Here is a 20413-nt window from a genome sequence, read left to right as displayed (position 1 = left end):
GGCCCCTCCGCGCTAATATAAGTTCAAACTTATTAAAGGAGGTTGTGATGGCATGGGTGAACGATCCCGTGGCTGTGGCCGGGCTGGTCACGCGCGAGGTGCGGACCGGGAAGCGCGACGGGGAGGTGACCCGGATCGCGGTGGCGCGGCGGGTCTACCCGACCGATCAGGCGGATCTGTGGGACGCGCTGACGAACGCCGAACGGCTGCCGCGCTGGTTCCTGCCCGTCAGCGGGGAGCTGAAGGTCGGCGGGAAATACCAGCTCGAGGGCAACGCCGGCGGCACGGTCGAACGCTGCGAGGAGCCGGAGCGGTTCGCGGTGACCTGGGAGTTCGGCGGGCAGGTCTCGTGGCTGGAGGTCGGCCTGTCCCCCGCTGAGGGCGGCACGGCGCTGGAACTCGTGCACGAGGCGGGCGTCGATCCGGAGTTCTGGTCGCAGTACGGGCCCGGCGCGGTCGGCGTGGGCTGGGACCTGGCGCTGATGGGGCTGGGCGTGCACCTGGAGACCGGAGCGGCCGTCGACCCGGAAGAGGGCATGAACTTCCCAACCACCCCCGACGGCTTGCGGTTCACCCGGATCGCCGCGGAAGGCTGGGCCGACGCCGCCGTCGCCGACGGTGACGACCCCGAGGCCGCGCACACCGCCGCCGAGCAGACGATCGTCTTCTACACGACCGTCCCCGAGGACGATCAGCAGGGCTGATGTCGGCTTCTCCCGCACGGATCTTCGAAGCGCTGGGCGATCCGGTCCGCCGCCGCATCCTGGAGGTGGTGGCGACCGGTGAGCAGCCGGCGGGCGCGCTCGTGGACAGCGTGCGCGCGCACACCCCGATTTCCCAGCCCGCCGTCTCCCAGCACCTCAAGGTGCTGCGCGACGCGGGCCTGGTCACCGTCCGCGCCGAGGGCACCCGCCGCCTCTACGCCCTCGCCCCGTCCGGCCTGGACATCGCCCGAGCCTGGCTCACCCATCTCGCCGAACCCCTCGCCCCCTTCACCCAACCCCTCGACGCCCTCGCCACCGAGGTCGCCCGAGGCAAACGCGAACGCCGCGCGACCCCGCGGACCCACTCCGGCGAGGACGCCCGCCCGGCCTGAGTACGAGGGCACCGCAGCCACGACACCATGGTCCTCGCTACAGCCGGAAAGGATTGCCGCGCAGGCAATCTCGACCTGCCTTCAGCGGCTCAGGCCGATGGCATGGGCCTTGGGAAGAAGGTCGGTGAGCGTGGTGGCTTCAGAGGGGGTGAGGGCGGCGAAGGCCGGGGCGATGAGGGCGTCGGTGATGGCTTCGGCCTGTTCCCAGCGGGCGCGGTGGTCGGCGGTGACTTCCTCGTAGGGTTCGGGGTAGCCGTAGAAGCCGGCCTGCTGCGGGCCGGTCTTGATGGGGGAACCGGAGATGAGGACGGCCTGGAGCGGGGTGAGGCCCGCGGCGAGCACGCCGATCAGGTGCAGGCCGCCGCGCAGTTCGCGCAGCACGTGGGTGAGCTGACTCAGACGGGCAGGGCCGTCCTCGGGCAGCGGCAGCGCGCGCCAGCCGGCGAACAGCGGCACACCGGCCGGTTCGGCGGCCGCCGCCACCTTCTCCAGCAGATCCGCCAACTGCCGCGCATCGGCGAAATCGGCGAGCTTGCGACGGCCGAACTCGCGACACGCCTCCATATAGCCCACGGCCGCGTCGGCGGCCGGCATCGACACCGACTCCCACGCCGGGCGGATCGTGTCGCCGGGGAAGAACCCGAACGCGGCGGTCACCACGTCGGCGTCCACTTCCCCGAGCACGCCGCCGCGCCCGCGCACATACGGGCCGAGGAACGCGTCCGCCCCGCACGCCTGCCCGAACGCCTTCGCCTCCCGGGAGAACATGAACGCCCCGCCCAGTTGCTGGATCTGATCCTTGACCGCCGTCGCCACCGACACGTTCTCTCTCCTTTTCACCGACATTGGTGTCCGCCAACCACGTTATGCGTACCTCCGCCTTCGCTCCGGCCGTGCGCGGAGTTTCGGGTGGGCTTCGCCCAACAGCGTCCATTATGCGGGTTGTACACCGTACGGAACCCCTCGGCACCGGCGGCTTTCCGCCGCGCCGATTTGTGCACTCCGCCAAACCGCCCGCGCACTCTCTGGTCCCGTGGCGGTAGGAATCCGATGTCCCGGACAGTGGAATGGAGAGTCAGTCGCGGCCGCACCGGGCGCCGCGATCCGACACGAACAGGTGCTTCGATGAGGAAGACTCTGCGTCGGCGGATGGCCGTGCTCTGCACGTCGGTCTGCCTGACGGCATCGATCGCGGGCGCCGCGGGGGCGGATCCGGGGTTCCCACCCGCGTTCCCGCCGGACCAGAACCAGCTGCCGCGGCTGCCGTCCGAGCCGCAACTCTACGATCTGCTGCCGATCCTGCCGCCGGACAGGGACCCGTGGTACGACGATCCGGCCGATCTCGCCGCGTACGCGCCCGGCCAGATCGTGCGCACCCGCGAGGTGCAGACGCGACTGCTCGGGCTGCCGTTCCCGGTCTACACCAAGCAGATCCTGTACCGCACCAACGATCTTCGCGACAATCCGATCGTCACCGCGACCACCGTGATCATCCCCGGCATCCCCTGGCAGGGCAGCCCGCGCCCGGTGCTCTCGTTCCAGGAGGCGATCGACTCCAGCGACTCCTCGTGCAATCCGTCCTACACGTTGCAGGTCGGCACCATGAAAGAGTCCGCGCTGGCGGTGTATTGGCTGATGCAGGGCTTCGCCATCAACGTCCCCGACTTCGACGGCAAGTTCAACACGTTCAACACCTACGACGAGGGCAAGATGGTCCTCGACAGCCTGCGCGCCGTGAAAAACGATGCGACGCTGGGACTTACGGACTCGGGCATCGCCCTGTACGGCTACTCCGGCGGCGGGTCGGCCTCGCTCCGCGCCGCCGAGTTGCGCCGCACCTACGCCCCCGACGTGCACCTGCTCGGCACCACCGCCGGCGGCACGCCTGGCAACCTGGTGGATCTGGCGCGCTACGCCACCGAACCGCAACCGGGCGCCACCGGCCTCAGCAGTTTCACCATGTGGCTGGGCCTGGCCTCGTTCGCCAAGCAGTACCCCGACGTGTTCAAGCTGGACGAGTTGCTCACCCCCGAGGGCATCCAACTCGTGCACGACGTGCAGAACCGCTGCGTCTACACCGCCGCGCTCACCGGCTTCTACCGCCCGGTCAGCGAGTACTACCTCCCGGGCAAGTCGCTGGAGACCGAACCGGAGATCCTGCGGGTGCTCGACGAGAACAGCCTCGGCAAGCACATCCCCGACACGCCGGTGCTGTGGTGGCACGGCGTATGGGACGAGCTGATCCCGCCGTCGACGGTGCTGCCGACCGTCGAATCCTATTGGGCGCGTGGGGCGGATCTGCGCTTCTACACGGTGCCGGTCCCCGAGCACATCGTGAACGCCACGACCGGCTGGATTCCGGGCGTCGCCTGGACCAGCGCGCTGTTGCGCGGCCTGCCGCCCGGCCCGAAGTTCAAGGCGGACTTCAAGCCGCTGCCCCCGGGTTTCCCGGGCAGCTGAGGGGGTCCCGGCGCGGGCCGCTCACCCGCGCCGGGGCTCGGGGATGTCCGATTCGCGACGGTTCGGCCTAGACTGTCGGCGTGCGAGTACGACAGGCCATAGCCGCCGCCCTCATCGCCGCGTCCGCGTCGTTCGGCGCGGTGGCGTGCACCATCGAAGGTGCGGGCACCCGGAGCGAATGCGATGTGTCCGGCTGCCTGGTGACGTTCACGCGCGGCGTGGACGCGAAGGCCAGCATCCTCGGCGTGGACGCGGAACTCGTTGCGGTGCAGGGGAACCTGGTGACGCTGCGGGTCGCGGGCCAGGAGCTGAACATCCCCGCCGGGGAGACCAGGGAGGCCGAGGGCCTCGACGTGGCCGTACAAGAGGTGTCGGAGGAGAAGGTCGTCATCAAGTTCTCCACCGGGCTCAACTAACCGCGCTCGGGCTTCTCACTGCGCTCAGGCTTCCAATTGCGCTCAGTCCTCTAACTGCGCTCAGTCCTCTAACTGCGCTCAGGCGTCATCCGCACCGTGATGCGGTCGCCGCGCATCCGCACGAACTCCAGGTCGGCGGGCGTGCCGTCGGTGAACCGGGTGAGTCGTTGCAGCACCAGCAGCGGCGCGCCCGTCCGCACGCCCAGCAGCCGGGCCGACGGCGCGTCGGCGGTGACGGCGTCCACCGACACCTGGTCGGCGCGCAGTCGCTTGCCCGAAGTGCGCTCGATCAGCGTGAACAGGTCTTCGTCCTCGAGGTCGGCCGAGAGCAGCGGCAGGCCGACGGCGACCGGCAGATAGGTCAGGTCCAGCGCGATCGGCACGCCGTCGAGCCTGCGCAACCGCTCGATGCAGAGCACATCGCCCTCGGCCCGCAACGCAGCCGCCACGCTGCGCGGCGGCCGGACCCGTCCGGCGGTGCGCACCTCGTTGCGCAGCGCCCCGTGCTCGCGCAACGATTCCGACAGGCCGCGGATGGCGTCGACGGTGTGCGCGAACTTGGGCATCCGCACCACCGTGCCCACCCCGGGCAACCGCTCGACCAGCCCCTCGGAGCGCAGGATGTCGAGGGCTTCGCGCACGCTGTTGCGCGACACGCTGAACTCGCGTTGCAGCGCGGGCTCGTCGGGCAGGCGCGGCCCGAGCGCGCCCGCCGCGATCTGCCCGCGCAGCACGTCGGCGACCTGGCGCGCCAGGTCCGACCGCAGCCGGCGGCCCGGATGGGCGCGGCTGAGGTCGGGCGGTGGCGTCATGGCCGCCGAGCATACGCGCGTCATCGGCGCAGGAACCGCCGTATCGCCCCGGCCAGCACGCGGGCGGCGAACTCCATGCCCGCCACACTGATGCTCTCGTCGTAGACGGCCCACCCATCGTCGCCCGGCCCGAAGGTCACCGCGGGGATGCCCGCGTGCCGGAAGCGGATCGTGTCGCAGTAGGCGGGCTTCGCGTACAGGCGGGCGGGGCTCGGGTCGTGGTCGGTGTAGGAGTCGCGCAGCGCGGCGACGATCGGCTCGTCCGCGTCCAGGGCGACGGTGCCCGGCACGAACGTGGGGCCGGGCGCGAACCGCACGTCGACGGTCGCGGTGACGCCGGTGAGGTCGCGCGCGATGTCGGTGACACGCTGGAGCACAAGCGCTTTCGTCACGTCCGGCCCGAGGCCGACGATCGCGACCCGCGCGCTCGCGCGCAACGGCGTGAACTGCGCCATCCCCGGCTCCCCCGCGTCGAGACCGACCGTGCTCGCACCCCAGCCGTCGGGCAGGTCGCGCAGCGCGGAGAGCACTTCGAGCAGCAGGTGGGCCGCGTTCACGCCGGTGTCGGGACGCCAGATGTGGCTGGAGCGGCCGTGCACGGCGAGGTCGAGCAGCGCGTGGCCGGTGTGGCTGGTCGCGATCGCGACGCCGGTGGCCCCGCCCTCGGTCCACGCCGTCGGTTCGACGGTGATGGCGGCGTCGGCGGTGAGTCCGTGCTCCTCCAGCAGGTAGAGCGCGCCCTCGACGCCGTTGCGTTCCTCGTCCGCGGTGAGCGCGACGGTGAGGGTGCCGGATTCCGGTGGGTCCGCGCACACTTCGGCCACCGCGCGCAGCAGCGTCGCGAGATTGCCCCGGGTGTCGGATGTTCCGCGCGCGTACACCCGCCCGTCCTCGACCACGGGGGCGAACGGATCGGCGCATTTGGTCCAGCGGCTCGGCGGTCCTGCCGGGTAAGTGTCGAGATGGTCGTTGAGCAACAGGGTCGGGCCCGGACCGAACACCTTGGCAGCCACCAGGTTCGCGCGCGTCTCGGTGCGGCCGACGAGCCGGGTGTCGAAGCCGAGTTCGGCGAGGAAGGGCTCGATGAACCGGGCCGCTCGCGTCTCCTCCGGTGGACGAGCCGGGCCGTCGAGACTGTTCTCACACCACGGCTGCCCGGCGGGCACGAGCAGTGCGGTGAGTTCGGCGGCGGTGTGCGTGATCAGGCGGGGTGTTCCGACGGTGGTCATGACAGGGACTCCAGGTGGTCGAGAAGGGCGGTGCGCAGCGCCGCGCCGGACAGGCCGCGCGACACGGCGAGGGTGAGGAAGACGCGCACCTGGTGCGGACTCATGCGGTCGGCGAGCAGGATGCCGGACTCGACGAGCACTCCCCCACCGCCGCGATATCCGTACATCGGACTCGTGCGGCCGTCCGCGGCGCGGGTGGCAACCACCACCGGCGTGCCGGACGCGGCCACCTCGACCGCCGCATCCGCCAGGGCCGGTGGCAGATTGCCCGCGCCGTTGCCCGCCAGCACCAGAGCGTCGGCGTTCTCCGCGGCGTACTTCACGACGTCACCGTCCGCCCCGAGGGCGGCGACCAGGAGCGGGACGCGCGCCGGAGCATCCCCCGCCGGGCCGAGCGGGCGGGCCGGGGCGGGCGCCGGGGTGAACGACCGCACCACGCCGTTCAGCACGCCGCCGAGCGGTGTAAGTCCCGGTGTGGCAAAGGCTTCCACGCCGGTGCCCGAGACCTTCTGCACGCGGCTGCCGAGCCAGACCTTGCCCGCGAAGGCCACCACGGGCTCGGTCGTCACCGGGTTCGTGGCGACCGCGTGGGCGGCGGCGAGGTTCGCCGGTGCGTCCCCGCCGGGTTCGCCGCCCGGGAGCATCGATCCGGTGACCACCACCGGCACCGGCCACGGGCCGGTGTAGGTGAGCCATGCGCTGGTCTCCTCGATGGAATCCGTTCCGGTGGTGACGATTACACCCGCCGTGCCGCCCGCGAGCGCGGTGGCGATGGCCTCGGTCAGCGCGCGCAAGTGGGTGAAGTCGACCTCGGACCCACCGACCCGCGCCACGTCGACCGCCGCCACCCCGTGGTCCGGGCCGAGCAGATCGGCGATGGCGGCGGCATCGAGCGCGGGCACAGCGAGACCGCCCGACACCCGCATGCCGATGGTGCCGCCGAGCGCGAAAAGGGTGACCGCGCTCATGATTCCGCCAGCGCGGACGCGTCGAGCCGGGCGGCGTAGTCCACGGGCGGCACCCCGGGATCGAGGTAGTTCCTGGCGCGCGCCCAGTCGGCCAGTGTCGTCAGCTTCGCGGCCAGATCGGGCGGCAGCTGGAGGGTGAAGTCGAACTCGCGCAACACCTTTCCGACCAGATCGTGCGCGAGCGCGGTCGCCTCGGCCACCGCGGCGGTGGCGGCCTCCTCGTGCGCGGTCAACTGCGCGCCCGCTTCGGTGAGCGCGGCGAAGAACTTCCGGAACGCGTCGGCCTTGCGCTGGGCGGTGTCGGCGGCGGCGAGGTAGAGGCTGTGCTGCCGGTATCCGGTGGCGGGGACGTCGATCTCGACGCCCGTGCCGTCCAGCACGTCGATCACCTGCGCCTGGTAGGGCTGGAAGATCGAGACCGCGTCCACGTCGCCCTTGGCGATGGCGGTGGTCATGGCCGACGGGGCGACCTGCACGAGTTCGGCGGTCACGCCGGCGCTGTCGAGCGCGCTGGCCGCGAAGTAGGCGGCGCTCGTGCCCAGCGGAGTGCCGATCTTCTTGCCCGCCAACGCGTTCAGATCAGCGATACCGGGCCGGGCGACGATCCGCGACCCGGTCCACCGCGACCCGTCGCCCACCACGCGCAGCTCCGGCGACTTCGCCAGCGCACTGGCCGACGGCACGTCGGCGGCGGTGGCGATGTCGACCTGCCCGCCCTGCAAGGCTTGCAACGCCTGCACGCCGGTGGAGAAGTTGACCACCTCGACACGCACGCCGTGGCGTTCGAACGCGCCGCCGCGCTGGGCCACCGGGATCTGCGCCCACGACGGGTCGACCACGAAACCCACGGTGAGCGTGTCGGATTCGCTCCCGGCGGTGTCGCTCGCGCACGCGGACGCGGACAGCAGGGCGAGCGCGGCGGCGAGCGCCGCGGCGACACCCCTGACCTTCGATCTGGACATGGGACAACCTCCGTGTGATGGATGCCGGGGAAACTCAGGAGACGGCGACGCCGCCGATGTGGTGGTGCAGCGTGCGGCGCATTTCGCTGTACCCGGGGAGTTCGGCGAGGCGGTCGGCCGGGCGCGGGCGCAGCAGCGGGTTGCCGAGTTCGGCGCGCACACCGCCGTCGCCGAGGACGACGACGCGGTCGCCGAGCCGGATGGCCTCGTCCACGTCGTGGGTGACGAACACGACGGTGCGCGCCGAGGCCGCCCAGATCTCGAGCACCAGATCCTGCATGTGCAAACGGGTTTGGGCGTCCAGCGCGGCGAACGGCTCGTCCATGAGCATCACCTCGGGGGCGCAGGCCAGCATCCGGGCGACGCCGACGCGCTGGCGCATCCCGCCGGACAGTTCGTGCGGGTGGCGGCGGGCCACGTCGGCGGACAGGTGCACGGTGCGCAGCAGCTCGGCCACCCGCCCGGCGCGCTCGCGGCGCGGCACGCCGGCCGCCGCGAGGGCGAAGCCGAGATTGGCGCGCACGCTACACCAGGGGAACAGCACGTCGCGCTGGAAGACCACGCCGCGACGGCGATCCGGGCCGGTGATGGGCACGCCGTCCTCGGTGACCGCGCCGTCAGACGGTGTGAGCAGGCCGGCGAAGCAGTCGAGCAGCGTGGATTTGCCGCAGCCGGACGGCCCGGCCAGCACGGTGATCGACCCGGCCGGGACGCGCAGCGAGACATCGCGCAGCACCGGGTCGCGCCGTCCGGGGAAGCGCACGGTGAGGTGTTCGGCCCGCAGTTCGCCGGTCATCGCTGCACCTGCGCCCAACGGATCCACGGGGCCGCGACCGTCGCGACGATCTGGTCGCACAGCACGCCCACCAGGCCGAGGATCGCGAGGCAGAACAGCATCCGGTCGACCTGGGAGAACAACTGCGCCTGCGCGATCCGGTACCCCAATCCCGAGGTGGTCCCGGTCATTTCGGCGACGACGATGAGCACGAACGCGGTGGCGACGCCGACCCGCAGACCCGTGACGATATCGGGCAGCGCCTCGGGCAGCACGATGCGCGTCAGCGTGGCCGTGCGGGACGCGCCGGTGCAGCGCGCGACTTTCAAATAGTCTGCCGGTGTGGTGGACAACCCGGAATGGGTATTGATCCACACCGGGACGAATACGCCGAGCGCGATGACGAATTGTTTGCTCTGCTCGCCCAATCCGAACCACAGGATCGCCAGGGGCACCAGCGCGACCGTCGGGATCGGGGCGAACAACCGCAGGACCGGTTGCATCACCAGGCGGCCGAACGCGGTGGTGGCGGTGAGCGTGCCCACCGCCACGGCGGCCAGCGACCCGACCGCGAGACCGCGAACCACCCTGGTCAGGCTGGTGCCGATATCGGCGGCCAGCGTGCCGTCGCGCCACATGGCCAGACCGGCGCGGCCGACATCGGCGAGTCCGGGGAACAGCACCGGCGGGAAGACGCCCGCCGCCCGGATCGCGCTCCAGATCACCGCGACGAGCGCCACGCCCGCCACCGCGGAGACGATCTTCCCCGCGCCGCGCTGAATTCCTCGCTCGCGCAATCTTCTCCCGACCGCCTGCCGGACGGCCGGGCGTACGAGGAAGGCCGGTCCGTCGAGTGTCTCCGTGCTCACGCCATTCACCTTTCTGCGTCGCGAACTTTGTAAGCAGCGGCCATTACGCCCGGATTTCCCGAAGGCACGCGAAATTGCTACGCCACCGGGCGCGCGGGAAAACCGCCGCTGGCACCGGGCGCGCGCGGACAATCCGCCACCACGATCAGGGTGATCGGAAGGGTTCGCCGGGCGTCGTCACTCGGAACCAGTCCGGTGGTGAGCCGCGCGACGGACTCGTTCGGTGCGGGCCGGAGAGGTCAGGTGCGCCCCCTACAGGGCCGGTGAGCGGCAGTCCAGGAACTCATTTTCCATCACTGCTTGAAATATCGATTGAAACGCGTTCTACTAGGGCGCATGGCTGGGAAGGTTTCGGTGGGCACCCGTGAGCGGTTGCTGAGCGCGGCGGAGCGGTTGCTGCTCACCGAGCGGTACGAGGACGTGTCGGTGCGGTTGGTGTGCGCGGAGGCCGGGATGAATCCGGCGGCGGTGCACTACCACTTCGGCTCGAAGGAAGCGCTGGTCGCGGCGCTGCTGGAAGATCGGCTCGGGCCGCTGTGGGCGGACCGGCTGGCGGCGGCGACCGAGGGTCCGGCCACGGTGGAGGCGGTGGTCGACGCGATCCTGGCGCCGTTCACCGAACTGGCGGCGGATCCGGCCGGGCGGCTGCACCTGCGGTTGCTGGCGCAGTTGGTGCTCGGGCGGCACCCGCTGCTGTGGCGACAGCCCTGGTTCCGGCTCGACTCCTGGACCGGACTGCTGCCGGGACTACGCGAGCCGGAGAGCAGGCGGCGCTGGTCGCTCGCCTTCGACCTGATCATCCTGCGTTTCGGCACGGAACCGGAGGGGCCGTCCGAGCGGGCGCGCGCCGCACTGCGCGACTTCGTGATCGCGGGATTGACCGCACCGGAAGGTGATTCGTGATGTCCGATATCTTCACCCCCACCCGCCTGGGCCCGATCACGTTGCGCAACAGGGTGATCAAAGCCGCGACCTTCGAAGGACGCACGCCCGGCGCGCTGGTCACCGAGGAACTGATCCGGTTCCATCGTGAGGTCGCGGCGGGCGGCGTCGGGATGACCACCGTCGCCTACTGCGCCGTCGCACCCGGCGGTCGCACCGACCGCAAACAGATCTGGATGCGCCCGGACGCGATACCCGGACTCCGCGCGCTCACCGACGCCGTGCATGCCGAGGGGGCCGCGGCGAGCGCGCAGCTCGGCCACGCGGGCCCGGTCGCCAACGCCGCCTCCAACCGCGCGCCCGCGCTCTCCCCGAGCCGGATGTTCAGTCCGCTCTCGATGCGGGCGATGCACGTGCCCACCGAAACCGAGATCGGCGAGCTGGTCCAAGCGCACGCTCGCGCGGCGCTGCTCGCCGAGGAGGCCGGATTCGACGCGGTGGAAATACATTTCGGCCACAACTACTTGGCCAGCGCGTTCCTGAGCCCGCTGCTGAACCGCCGTAAGGATCGGTACGGCGGATCACCGGAGAACCGGGCGCGATTCGCCCGTGAGATCGCCCGCGCCGTCCGCGAGGCCGTCGGCGGGCGCCTCGCCGTTCTGGCCAAACTCAATATGGAGGACGGTGTGCGCGGAGGCCTCACCGTGCCCGAATCCTTGCGCGTCGCCGCGTGGTTGGAGGCCGACGGGTCCCTCGACGCCCTCGAACTCACGGCGGGCAGTTCCCTGCTCAACCCGATGCTGCTCTTCCACGGCGACGCCCCGCGCCGCGAATTCGGGGCGGTGCTTCCGGGACCCGCGCGCTGGGGCTTCCGACTCGTGGGCCGTGGCTTCCTGCGCGAATACCCGTACCACGACGCCTATTTACTGGAGCGCGCCCGTCAGTTCCGCCGCGAACTGTCGATGCCGCTGGTCCTGCTCGGCGGCATCACCGACCTCGACACCATGGACCTCGCCCGCGCCGAGGGGTTCGAGTTCGTCGCGATGGGCCGCGCGCTGCTGCGCGAACCGGGCCTGCTGCACCGCATTCGCGCCGACGCCACCACGCGCTCGGCGTGCACGCACTGCAACCGCTGTATGCCGACCATCTACACCGGCACCCGCTGCGTGTTCCGGCTGGACCACGCCGCTCTCGCCGGATCCCAAGACTCCCAGCGTGTTTGACGCACTAGACCGAGGGATCGCGCGGCGTCATGGTGGTGAGCGGCACCGGGCCGCTCCACCCGCACGGTAGACCGCAGGTGGCGACGAGCGTGGCGGTCTGCGAGCCGTCGGTGTAGACGGTGGTGACCAGGTCGGCGCGGGCCGGATACCCGCAGGCGGCGCAGTGCCCGAAGTAGTTCAGGACTTCGCGACAGTGACAGGCGCGAACGGTGCGGGCCACGGCGGCTCACCGCCGGCGGATCCGGCTCATCGCCAGGAGTCCCAGGCCCGCGCTCACCGCGCTGGTCAGCAGCAGGACCAGCGCGCAGGTCAGCGTGGCGAGCCAGTGCGGCATCCACTGCGCGAGGGCCTCGATCCCCGAGCCCACCAGCAGATAGCCGCCGCTGAGGACCGCGAGACCGGCGAAGCCGAGCAGGAGCGCGCCCAGCACGGCCAGTTTCGCGGCGTCGACGAGGTCGGCGCGGAAGCGACGCCAGCGCCGGCGCACCGGTGCGCTCACGCGTAGCAGCGCCTCGTTCAGGTCACCGGTGCGACCGGCCGGGCCGTGTCGGTGGTGAGTTGTTCTGTCCATGGAATGGCTTGCCTTTCACAGATTTTCAGAGGGCGGTGGTCAGCCTGCGCAGGACGACCTTCGCGAACGGACGGATGAACGGCGCGGTCCAGCTCAGCGGGAGGAACGCGAACAGGGCGGGCCGGCCGCCGACGGTCCAGGACAGGTCGGTGCCGCCGTCGGATGTCGCGGTCAAGCGGAAGTCGGCCACGTAGCTCTGCACGAACAGCGGCACGGAGGTGCGGATACCGACGACGGTGAGCCTGCGATGCTCTTCCCGGCGCAGCACCTGTTCGTCGGCGGCGAAGAACACGGCGTCGAGGGTGCGGACGACACCCGGGGTGCGGTCGGCGCCGCGGTAGTGGATACCGGGGATGAACGGAATCCACGAGAACGCGCCCTCCTCCAACGCCGTCCAGATCCGCTCGGGCGGGGAATCGAGGTGGACGTCGGTCGTCATCGTGAATGTCGGGCGCAGCTCGGCCAATTCGGCGACGGTGCGGTCCGGGAAGGGCGCGATCTCGTTCCTGGCCACCCGCTGGGAAAGGCGGCGTAGCACGAGCGCGGTGACGAGCGCGACGAGCGCGGCCACGAAAGCCGCGGCGACGAGGGCGAGAATGACGAGTCTGACCATGAGTGAACGTTTCTCCATGAGTGCGGCCGATCGGTTCGGTGGTTGTCGGTGGGCGGAATCGGAGTGCCCGGCAGCGTCTTTCACGGACGCGGCAGGGCCGGTGAGCTGACTTCGTCGACGAGCCAGGCGTCGCCGACCTTGCGCAGCGACAGGCCCACCGCGAGCTGTCCCGGCCGCGGCTCGCCCGCGGTGCCGGCGCTGGTGATGGTCTGGCCGATCACGACGACCGCGCGCGCCGCGGACTCGTCGGCGGACTCGATCGCGCACTGCACCGAATCCACCGTCGACACCACCCGGCCCTGTTCCAGGACCTCGCGCAGATCCCGGCTGGTGGCGTGGAATTCGTCGTGCCACGCGCCGGTGGCGCCGGCCAGCACGGCGGCGAAATAGGTGTCCAGGTTGGCCGCGTCGTAGGAGGCCAGGGTGGGCGCGTACGCGCAGGCCGCCCGCTGGGCCGCGTCCCGGGCCTCGGACAGGGCGTCGGTCTGCGCCTTCTGCATGCCGAACCAGGCGGCGGCGCCCAGGCCAGCCAGTCCGGCGACCACACCGGCGACCGGTAGCGCGTGGGCGCGGCGGGAGGTGGACTTCTCGGGAAGATCTGATTCGCTGGTCACTCGCACTGCTTTCGTCGGGGAATTCACTTGGCGGGCAACGGCACCGACAGTTCGTCGCCGGTCACATCGGGCGGCGGCCCGGAACCGTTGTCGGGCAGCGCGGGTCGCGGCGCGTTCGCCGAACCGCGCACCTGCGCACCGGGATCGGCCAGGACGCAGTAGTTGTGCAGTCGCACCCGTCCGTCGCTGACCTGCGCCGGCGAGACCGGGATGGTCTCGTACTCACAGGTGGGACGGGGCCAGATGTCGAGCATGGTGTGAAAGGCGTTGCCGTGGGCGGGCACACCCATCACGGCCGATCCGGCGCGCATGGCCGGGAACAGCGCCCGCATGGCCGGGGTCCGCAACCGCGCCGCCCGGGTGATGGCGACGAAGTTGGTCACCAGGTTCGTGATCGGGTCGCTGGTCTCGGCCACCACCCCGCCCAGCGTGGCGAGCTGTCCCGGGCCCAGCTCGAGCAGGCGCCGCACCTCGGCGTCGGCGGCGGTGAGCTGCTCGAACAGCGCCCCGGAGCCCCGCACCAGGGTGCCGAGATCGGGCTGGGCGTGCGTGGTGGTCTCGGCGATGACGGACAGGTTCGCGATCAGCTGTTTCGTCTGCGGCAACTGCCCGCCGAGCCCGGCCATCGCCTGGCTGATCCCGCTGATCACCGTGCGCAACCGGTCGGGCCCGTCGGCGAGGGCACGATCCAGTTCGGCCACGATCACGTTGAGCCGCTCCGGATTCAGTCCCGAGATCAGCGCGCCCGTGTTGGTGAGGAACGAGTTGATCGTCACCGGCGTGGCGGTGCGATCGACACCGATCACCGACCCGTCCGCCAGGAAGGGGCCGCCGCCCGTCGCGGGCCGGAAGTCGAGGTACTGCTCCCCCGCGGCCGACAGCCGGTGCACGGAAGCCGTTCCCTCCGAGGGGATCCGGAATCGGCTGTCGATCTCGGCGGTCGCCTCGATGCCACCGGGCGTCAGTTCGACCGCGCGCACCGTGCCCACGCGCACGCCGCGCACCGTCACATCGTTGCCGGGCAACAGACCGCCCGACTCGCGCAATGCCACCCGCACCCGGTAGGTCTCGCGCAACGGGTCCACCCGGATCACGTCCACCGCGAGGTAGCCGCAGCCGAGCAGGAACATACCGATCAGCCCCAGCAGGGCGAACGCCGTCGTGTGGCGGCGCGCCCATACCGCCAGCGCCACCACCGCCGCGGCGGCGAGGTCGGCCGCGAATCCGGCCAGCGCCACGAGTTGTTCGCGCCGCTCGTTCATCGGTGCCCGCCTTGCACCCGCGCCAGCACCCGGGCCAGCACCTCGGCCAGACTGCCCGCGAACGCGCCGACATCGCCGACGTCGGGCATTTTGCCCGCCTCCGGGTCGGTGAGCGCGCTCAGGCTCAGATAGGAGATGGTCGCGCCGATCGCCAGCGTGTTGCCTTCCGTGCTCGCCAGCAGCGAGGGATAGATCGTGTGCAGGCCTTCCAGCGTCCCCGCGAGATGGTCGCCCATGCGGGTGAATCCGGTCATCAGCGCCTGCACGCTGTCGAACAGCGAGACGAACTCCGGTCCGGTGGTCGCCGTGAAATCGCCCAGGGCGTCCATGGTCACCGCCACCTTCGCCGTGAGATCGGCGATGGCGCGGTTGTTCTCGGCCAGGACGCCGATGAGGGGCGGGAAGGTCTCGGCGGCGCGTCCCAGCTCCTCCTTGCGCTGATTCAGGGTGGTGGTCAGGGCGGCGAGCCCGTCGAGCAGGCCGTCGATCTGACCGGTGCGCGCGTTGAGCGCCGACAGCGTGGCGGTGAGTTCGGTGAGCAGGTGCGCCAATTGCGGACCGCGCCCGCCCACCATCGCGTTCATCTCGCTCGTGATGCGCGCCGCCTGGTTGAGCGCACCGCCCCCGATGAGCATCGACAGCGAGGACATCAGCTCCTCGACCGACGCGCCCGCCGAGGTGTGCGCGCGGTCGATGAGATCGCCGTCGCCGAGGACTTCGGTGTCGGGACCGCGCTCCGGCAGCGTCAGGGCGATGAAGATGTCCCCGAGCGGGGTGGCCTGGCGCAGCTCCGCGCGGGTGCCCTCGGGCAGGGCGATGTCGGCACGGATCGCCAGATCGACCTCGGCGAGGAAGTTCACCGTCCGGATCTCTTCCACCACACCGACATCCGTGCCGCCGATCTTCACGCGGGCGCGCTCGGGGAGATTGAGCGCGTTGTCGAAGATGGCGCGCAGCCGATAGCTGGGCCCCTCCACGCCGGGTTTGGGCAGCGGCACCGTGTCCACGGTGACCGCGCACCCGGCGATCGACAGGGACACTCCGAGCGCCGCGAGAGCCCGTGCGGCCCGGCGCCTCATCGGAGCAGTCCCGTCAGCGCGAGGGTCAGGCCCAGGTCGGGCCCGAAATCGGTGAGCTTCCCGGTGCGGCACCCGTCGGACCGCATCTGCACCCGTTCGCAGAACAGGGCGAGAAGTTCGTTGTCCAGCAACGACTTATCGGTCAGCAGGTGCAGTCGCAGGGCGCGATTCTCGGTGCTCACCGCGTTGGCGAAGTTCTCGAAGAACAGCGGCGCCACATCGACCACTTCGGTGAGACCCCTTGCGTTGGAACGCATCTGGGCTGTGATGGTGGTCAAACGATTCAGCGCCGCCGTCAGCGGAACCCGGTTCTCGGCGACGACGGCGCTCGTATTGGTGACGAACGCGTCGATCTGGGCGAGCACCGCCCGCAGGCCCGGCGCCTGGTCGGCCATCAGGGTGATGAGCTCGGTCAGCCGCGCGCTGAATTCCCGCACGGTGGTGTCGTTCTCGGCCAGCACAGTGGTGATCTCGGTGAGTTTGGTGATGGTGTTGGAGATCTGGTCCTTGTTCGCCAGCGACACCTCGAACGCGGACGCGAGCGCGTCCAGGGTCTCCCGGATCCGGTCGCCGTTGCCGTCGAGCAGCGGATACAGCACGCGGCTCGCCATCGGGCCCTCGGTGGCACTGCCCCGCAACGCCGCGCCGAGCTCTTCGAAGTTCCGCAGGATGCGGTCCAGTTCGACCGGAGTCCTGGTGCGCGCCAACGGGATATGCGCGCCGTCGGTCAAGGTCGGCCCGTCCCCGGTGTAGCCCGGGTTGAGCTCGACGTGCCGGTTGGTGATGAGCTGGGGCGAGATCAGCGCGGCCATGGCGTCGGCGGGCACCGGCACGTCACCGTCGATTCGCATCACCACCTGGACGTAGTCGCCTTTCGGCTCGATCGCGGTCACCTCGCCGACGGGCAGGCCGAGCACGGCGACCTCGTTGCCGACGTAGAGCCCGGCCACGCTGTCGAAATCGGCGGTCACGTGGATCGACCGTCCCAGCACCGCGCCGAGGTCGCCGGGCAGGGTGGCGCAGGCTGCGGCGACCGTCGCCGCCAGGCACAGCACGACCGCGCGGATCATCGGCACCCCTCCACCACGTGCACCAGGCACAACCAGTTGTCGGGGAACAGCCACGGCATGTAGACCTCTCCGTAGGGGCCGTTGCCGACCGTATTGGTGAACTGCCGCAAGGTGACCGGCATCAGCTGGTAGAGGCGGTCCAGGTTCTCGCGGTTCTTCTCCAGCCCTTCCGACATGGTGTTCAGGCTCTGGATGAGCGGGCCGAGTTGCCCGTCGTTCTCGACACCCATGTCCCGCAACGCCTGTGACGCCGCGGCCACGTTGTCGAGCAGTTGGCGCAGCAGGTCCTGGCGCGCGCCGATGGCGTCGCCGATGGCCTGACCGCGCGTGAGCAGGAGCAACACCCCGTTCTGGTTCTCGGCCACCAGGTTCGAGACGGCGTCGATGCCGCGCAGCAGGCTGTCCACCTCGTCGCGGCGGTCGGCCACCACCTTCGCCAGCACCCCGACCGCGTCCAGCGCCTGCGCGGTGAGCCGCGGCGAATCACCCATCTGCCGGTTCACCGCCTCCAGCGATTCGCGCAGCGCGTCGGGATCGAGACGTTCGATGTGTTCGAAGGAGTCCTTGTACCGCGGATCCCGGATCACCTTCGACAGGTTGTACGGAACCCTGGTGCGTTCCAAGGGAATACGGTCCCCGGGCAGGCCGTCGCCGGTCCCCGGCTCCAGCTCGACGTGCATCATGCCGAGGATCGTGGACATCTCGATGGCGGCGCTCGCGTCGGGCCCGAGCGCCAGCCCCCGGTCGATCGACAAACCGACCACGATGCGGTCTCCTTGCAACCGTGTGGATTTCACCGTGCCGACTGCGACACCCGAGACGTCCACGCTGTTGCCCACCCGCAATCCCGCGGCCTGGGCGAACTCCGCGTACACGGTGCGCTGCCCGATGCCCGCCCTGGTGAGCAGACCGGAGCCGATCAGCAGCGCCAGCACCACCACGCCGCCGGCCATGCCGAGCCAGAACTGCCTGTCGGTGAATCGTTGTCTCATCGGCACACCTCCGAGTGCGCGTTCCCGCCGATCCGGGTGAGCACGCCGGGCGGGAACAGCACGCCCCACAGCGACACGTCCAGACCGCAGATGTAGGAGTTGATGTAGGCGCCGTTGCCGCTGATGCGCGCCAATCCCGCCAGGACGTACGGCAATTCGACAGCGGCCCGGTCCAGTCGCGCGCCGTTCGACAGCAGCAGCTCGACCCCGGTCGTGGCGTCGCGCTGGGCGCGCGCCATCCCGGGCTGGATCTGCGCGACCAGCGCCGCGAGATCGTCGGTGGACTCGGTGATCCGGTGGAAGGCATCCTTCAGGACCTCCCCCTGCTCGTAGAGGCCGGTGACCAGGGTCCGCGACTGCGTGATGAGCGTTTCGAGTTCGCCGCTGCGGTGGGCCAGTCCGGTGACGACGCCGGTGAGATTGGTGATCACCGCGCCGAGGATCTCGTCGCGCTCCCGGAAGGTGCTCGCCAGCCCGGCCGCCTGGGTGATGAGCGCGCTCAGCGAGACGTCGTCGCCCTGCAAGGCCTGGACCAGGGTCTCCGACAGCGAGTTGATCCCCTCGGGCTGGAGCACGCTGAACAGCGGCTCGAACCCGGCGAGCAGGGTCGAGACGTCGAAGGAGGATTCGGTGCGCGCCAACGGGATCGCACCGCCGGGTGCGAGCGGCTCGCCCTCGCCCTCGCCGTCGCCGGGCGCCAGCGCCACGTAGCGCTGGCCGATGAGGTTCTGGTAGCGGATCAGCGCCTTCGTCGCGGTGGTGAGCCGCTGGTCGGCGCGCACCCGCAGCACCACCCGCGCCTCGCGGTCGGCGTCGAGTCCGATCTCGTCGACCCGGCCGACCCGCACACCCGCCACCCGCACGTCGTCGCCGACGCGCAGGCCGAGCACATCACCGAACGTGGCGGTGTAGGTGTGTGTTTCGCCGGGAACCGAACGTTGAAGCGTGGACCAGATCGTGTACCCGGCGACCAGCGCGACGGCGACGAAGAGGGCCATGCTGAGCACGGCGTTGCGCATGGTCATCATCGGGCTTCCCCCGTCCGATGGGCGTCGACGGTGAGGGTTCCGTCGGCCAGGACCGGTGCGAGCAGCAACCATTGGGCCGTCGTCGGACGGCGGCCGAGCAAGGTGGTCATCGCCTCCGTGCCGCGGACCGGGCCGGTGGCGGCAGCGGGGCGGACGGGCGCGGTGAGGCCGGGGATCTCGGGCAGACCCGGTATCGGCGGGAGGCCGGGAATCGCCGGTACGTCGGGCGCACTCGGCGTCTCGGGCATCCCAGGTGCGCCTGGAATCTCCCCGGGCGCCTCGGGGGACCCTGGTGGCGCGAGGGCCCCGGGCAATCCGGGAATCGCGCCCGGCACGAGGATGGCCGGAACCCCCTGCGGCCCGGCCGCTTCCACGCGCCGGGGCAGCAACTGCGGCGGAAACTCCTGCGGTACCTCCGTCTCCGGCACGGTCGGCCCACCGCAGCGCGGCCCGCTCAGCTCGCCGTAGCGGGGGCAGTCGGCCGCGGTGTAGCGGCGGAACGGCGTGAACGTCACGTCGATCGACCAGTTCATCTGGTTGTTCGGGCCCCACGTGAACACCGTCGCGAGCCTGCCGAGCGCGTCGTCGAGATTGGCCATGGTCACCGCGAGGGCGTCCGGATCGGCGGCCAGCGCGCCGAAGGTCTCGTCCAGCCCGGTGACCAGCTCCTTGCCCGCGTCGGGATTGGCGGCGAACAGGGCGTTGACGGTGTCGACCGTGCCGCCCGCGGTCGCGAGCAGGTCGATCACCGCCGCGCGCCGTTCGGTGATCGTGCGGGCGGCGGTGACGGATTCGCCCAGCACGTCGATCAATTCGGGCGCGGACCGGTTCACCGCCGCGGCGGCCGCCCCGAGATCGCCGAGTAGATCACCGATCCCGGGCGCGGCGCGGACCTCGGTGGTCCACCGGTCCAGGCGCTCGACGGTGGAGCCGGGCACCCGCGCGGCGGGATCGAGCGCGTCCGCGAGCGTCGCGAGGACCCGGCCGAGCCGCTCGGGCTGGATGCTGTCCAGCACGGTGCGCAGCGTGGTGAGCGTCGTCTGGAGCTGGGTGGTCGCCTCGCCGGTGTCCTCGTGGACGGTCGAGCCCGCCCGCAGCCCGGCGGGGGCGGCGCCGTTGTCGACCAGCTCGATCGCGGTGACGCCGAAGATGTTGGCGGGCACCACCCGCGCCGTCACGGTGTCCGGAATCGAGGACACCACTTCGGGTTTCAGCGCGAGCAGCACCTCGAGGCGTTCCCCCTTCGCGACGATGCCCACCTCGTCCACGCGCCCGACGAGCAAGCCGCGGAATTTCACGTCCGCATGCTCGGGCAGTCCGTCCCCGGTGCCGGTGAGCACCGCGGTGACGGGGATGTCGTCGGTGAACGCGCCCGTGTAGCGCAGGCCGAGTCCGGCCACCACCGCGCTCAGCGCGGTCGCGGCGGCGACACCGAGCACCGCGAGCCGGACCGCCGACGGGCCCCGTCCGCTCGGATCGATGATCATGGTCA

Annotated in this window: 23 protein-coding genes; 6 read left to right on the top strand and 17 right to left on the bottom strand. The window is 70.9% G+C overall.

What is annotated here, in order from left to right; genetic code table 11:
* Positions 1-47: 47 nt before the first annotated feature.
* On the top strand, positions 48-704 hold the full coding sequence (locus OHB21_RS25100) for an SRPBCC family protein (RefSeq protein WP_067507009.1): 657 nt from the start codon (positions 48-50) through the stop codon (positions 702-704).
* On the top strand, positions 704-1096 hold the full coding sequence (locus OHB21_RS25095; protein ID WP_067507011.1) for an ArsR/SmtB family transcription factor: 393 nt from the start codon (positions 704-706) through the stop codon (positions 1094-1096). Before OHB21_RS25100 ends, OHB21_RS25095 begins: the two co-directional genes overlap by 1 nt.
* 81 nt (positions 1097-1177) lie before the next feature.
* On the opposite strand, the gene OHB21_RS25090 is transcribed toward OHB21_RS25095, so the two are convergent.
* Positions 1178-1918, bottom strand: coding sequence for an SCO6745 family protein (locus OHB21_RS25090; RefSeq protein ID WP_084537467.1), 741 nt, complete (start codon positions 1916-1918; stop codon positions 1178-1180).
* A 303-nt stretch (positions 1919-2221) separates the two neighbouring features.
* Here OHB21_RS25090 and OHB21_RS25085 point away from each other — a divergent pair, with 303 nt between their 5' ends.
* Positions 2222-3556, top strand: coding sequence for a lipase family protein (locus tag OHB21_RS25085; RefSeq protein WP_067507014.1), 1335 nt, complete (start codon positions 2222-2224; stop codon positions 3554-3556).
* Between the two features lie 80 nt (positions 3557-3636).
* Positions 3637-3972, top strand: coding sequence for a hypothetical protein (locus OHB21_RS25080; RefSeq protein ID WP_067507017.1), 336 nt, complete (start codon positions 3637-3639; stop codon positions 3970-3972).
* A 68-nt stretch (positions 3973-4040) separates the two neighbouring features.
* Here OHB21_RS25080 and OHB21_RS25075 read toward each other — a convergent pair whose 3' ends face one another.
* Genes OHB21_RS25075 through OHB21_RS25050 form a run of 6 tightly spaced genes read right to left on the bottom strand, consistent with a single transcriptional unit; the run spans position 4041 to position 9587 of the window.
* Positions 4041-4784 (bottom strand): GntR family transcriptional regulator, encoded by a 744-nt coding sequence (locus OHB21_RS25075; RefSeq protein WP_067507019.1) that lies wholly within the window; start codon positions 4782-4784, stop codon positions 4041-4043.
* A 20-nt stretch (positions 4785-4804) separates the two neighbouring features.
* Positions 4805-6013 (bottom strand): M20 family metallopeptidase, encoded by a 1209-nt coding sequence (locus OHB21_RS25070; RefSeq protein WP_067507021.1) that lies wholly within the window; start codon positions 6011-6013, stop codon positions 4805-4807.
* Positions 6010-6981 carry an asparaginase gene (locus OHB21_RS25065; protein WP_195125846.1) on the bottom strand — a complete coding sequence of 324 codons (972 nt, stop codon included), beginning with the start codon at positions 6979-6981 and terminating at the stop codon, positions 6010-6012. Before OHB21_RS25065 ends, OHB21_RS25070 begins: the two co-directional genes overlap by 4 nt.
* Positions 6978-7943 carry an ABC transporter substrate-binding protein gene (locus OHB21_RS25060; RefSeq protein WP_067507026.1) on the bottom strand — a complete coding sequence of 322 codons (966 nt, stop codon included), beginning with the start codon at positions 7941-7943 and terminating at the stop codon, positions 6978-6980. Before OHB21_RS25060 ends, OHB21_RS25065 begins: the two co-directional genes overlap by 4 nt.
* A 34-nt stretch (positions 7944-7977) precedes the next feature.
* Positions 7978-8739: an ABC transporter ATP-binding protein gene (locus OHB21_RS25055; RefSeq protein ID WP_195125845.1), complete on the bottom strand. Its 762-nt coding sequence runs from the start codon at positions 8737-8739 to the stop codon at positions 7978-7980.
* Positions 8736-9587 (bottom strand): ABC transporter permease, encoded by an 852-nt coding sequence (locus OHB21_RS25050; protein WP_324192138.1) that lies wholly within the window; start codon positions 9585-9587, stop codon positions 8736-8738. Before OHB21_RS25050 ends, OHB21_RS25055 begins: the two co-directional genes overlap by 4 nt.
* A gap of 336 nt (positions 9588-9923) precedes the next feature.
* On the opposite strand from OHB21_RS25050, the gene OHB21_RS25045 reads away from it, so the two are divergent.
* Together OHB21_RS25045 and OHB21_RS25040 are read left to right on the top strand one after the other, a co-directional pair.
* A complete protein-coding gene (locus OHB21_RS25045) occupies positions 9924-10490 on the top strand; it encodes a TetR/AcrR family transcriptional regulator (protein WP_067507036.1) in 567 nt (188 codons plus the stop codon).
* Complete coding sequence (locus OHB21_RS25040) at positions 10490-11692, top strand: NADH:flavin oxidoreductase (RefSeq protein ID WP_067507039.1); 1203 nt, start codon at positions 10490-10492, stop codon at positions 11690-11692. The genes OHB21_RS25045 and OHB21_RS25040 overlap by 1 nt, the downstream gene beginning before the upstream one ends.
* Before the next feature lie 4 nt (positions 11693-11696).
* Here OHB21_RS25040 and OHB21_RS25035 read toward each other — a convergent pair whose 3' ends face one another.
* From OHB21_RS25035 to OHB21_RS24990, 10 genes are all read right to left on the bottom strand, one after another.
* Positions 11697-11912 (bottom strand): hypothetical protein, encoded by a 216-nt coding sequence (locus OHB21_RS25035; RefSeq protein ID WP_067507042.1) that lies wholly within the window; start codon positions 11910-11912, stop codon positions 11697-11699.
* Positions 11913-11918: 6 nt separating this feature from the next.
* Positions 11919-12263 carry a phage holin family protein gene (locus OHB21_RS25030; RefSeq protein ID WP_084537468.1) on the bottom strand — a complete coding sequence of 115 codons (345 nt, stop codon included), beginning with the start codon at positions 12261-12263 and terminating at the stop codon, positions 11919-11921.
* A 25-nt stretch (positions 12264-12288) separates the two neighbouring features.
* Positions 12289-12876: an SRPBCC family protein gene (locus tag OHB21_RS25025; RefSeq protein ID WP_195125844.1), complete on the bottom strand. Its 588-nt coding sequence runs from the start codon at positions 12874-12876 to the stop codon at positions 12289-12291.
* A gap of 80 nt (positions 12877-12956) precedes the next feature.
* Entirely contained in the window at positions 12957-13490 is a 534-nt protein-coding gene (locus OHB21_RS25020; RefSeq protein ID WP_195125843.1) for a hypothetical protein, read from the bottom strand.
* A 23-nt stretch (positions 13491-13513) separates the two neighbouring features.
* Entirely contained in the window at positions 13514-14620 is a 1107-nt protein-coding gene (locus OHB21_RS25015; RefSeq protein ID WP_228791485.1) for an MCE family protein, read from the bottom strand.
* 128 nt (positions 14621-14748) lie between these two features.
* Positions 14749-15792 carry an MCE family protein gene (locus OHB21_RS25010; RefSeq protein WP_324192137.1) on the bottom strand — a complete coding sequence of 348 codons (1044 nt, stop codon included), beginning with the start codon at positions 15790-15792 and terminating at the stop codon, positions 14749-14751.
* Positions 15793-15827: 35 nt separating this feature from the next.
* A complete protein-coding gene (locus OHB21_RS25005) occupies positions 15828-16901 on the bottom strand; it encodes an MCE family protein (protein WP_195125840.1) in 1074 nt (357 codons plus the stop codon).
* Positions 16898-17893, bottom strand: a complete 996-nt coding sequence (locus OHB21_RS25000; protein ID WP_195125839.1) for an MCE family protein — start codon at positions 17891-17893, stop codon at positions 16898-16900. The genes OHB21_RS25005 and OHB21_RS25000 overlap by 4 nt, the downstream gene beginning before the upstream one ends.
* Entirely contained in the window at positions 17890-18918 is a 1029-nt protein-coding gene (locus tag OHB21_RS24995) for an MlaD family protein (protein WP_195125897.1), read from the bottom strand. Before OHB21_RS24995 ends, OHB21_RS25000 begins: the two co-directional genes overlap by 4 nt.
* Positions 18918-20408, bottom strand: coding sequence for an MlaD family protein (locus tag OHB21_RS24990; protein WP_195125838.1), 1491 nt, complete (start codon positions 20406-20408; stop codon positions 18918-18920). Before OHB21_RS24990 ends, OHB21_RS24995 begins: the two co-directional genes overlap by 1 nt.
* Between the last annotated feature and the right edge of the window lie 5 nt (positions 20409-20413).

The sequence above is a fragment of the Nocardia puris genome (genome assembly GCF_036051655.1).
Classification (GTDB): domain Bacteria; phylum Actinomycetota; class Actinomycetes; order Mycobacteriales; family Mycobacteriaceae; genus Nocardia; species Nocardia puris.
Note: the sequence above shows the minus strand (reverse complement) of the source record. Positions and strands in the feature narration are given on the sequence as shown.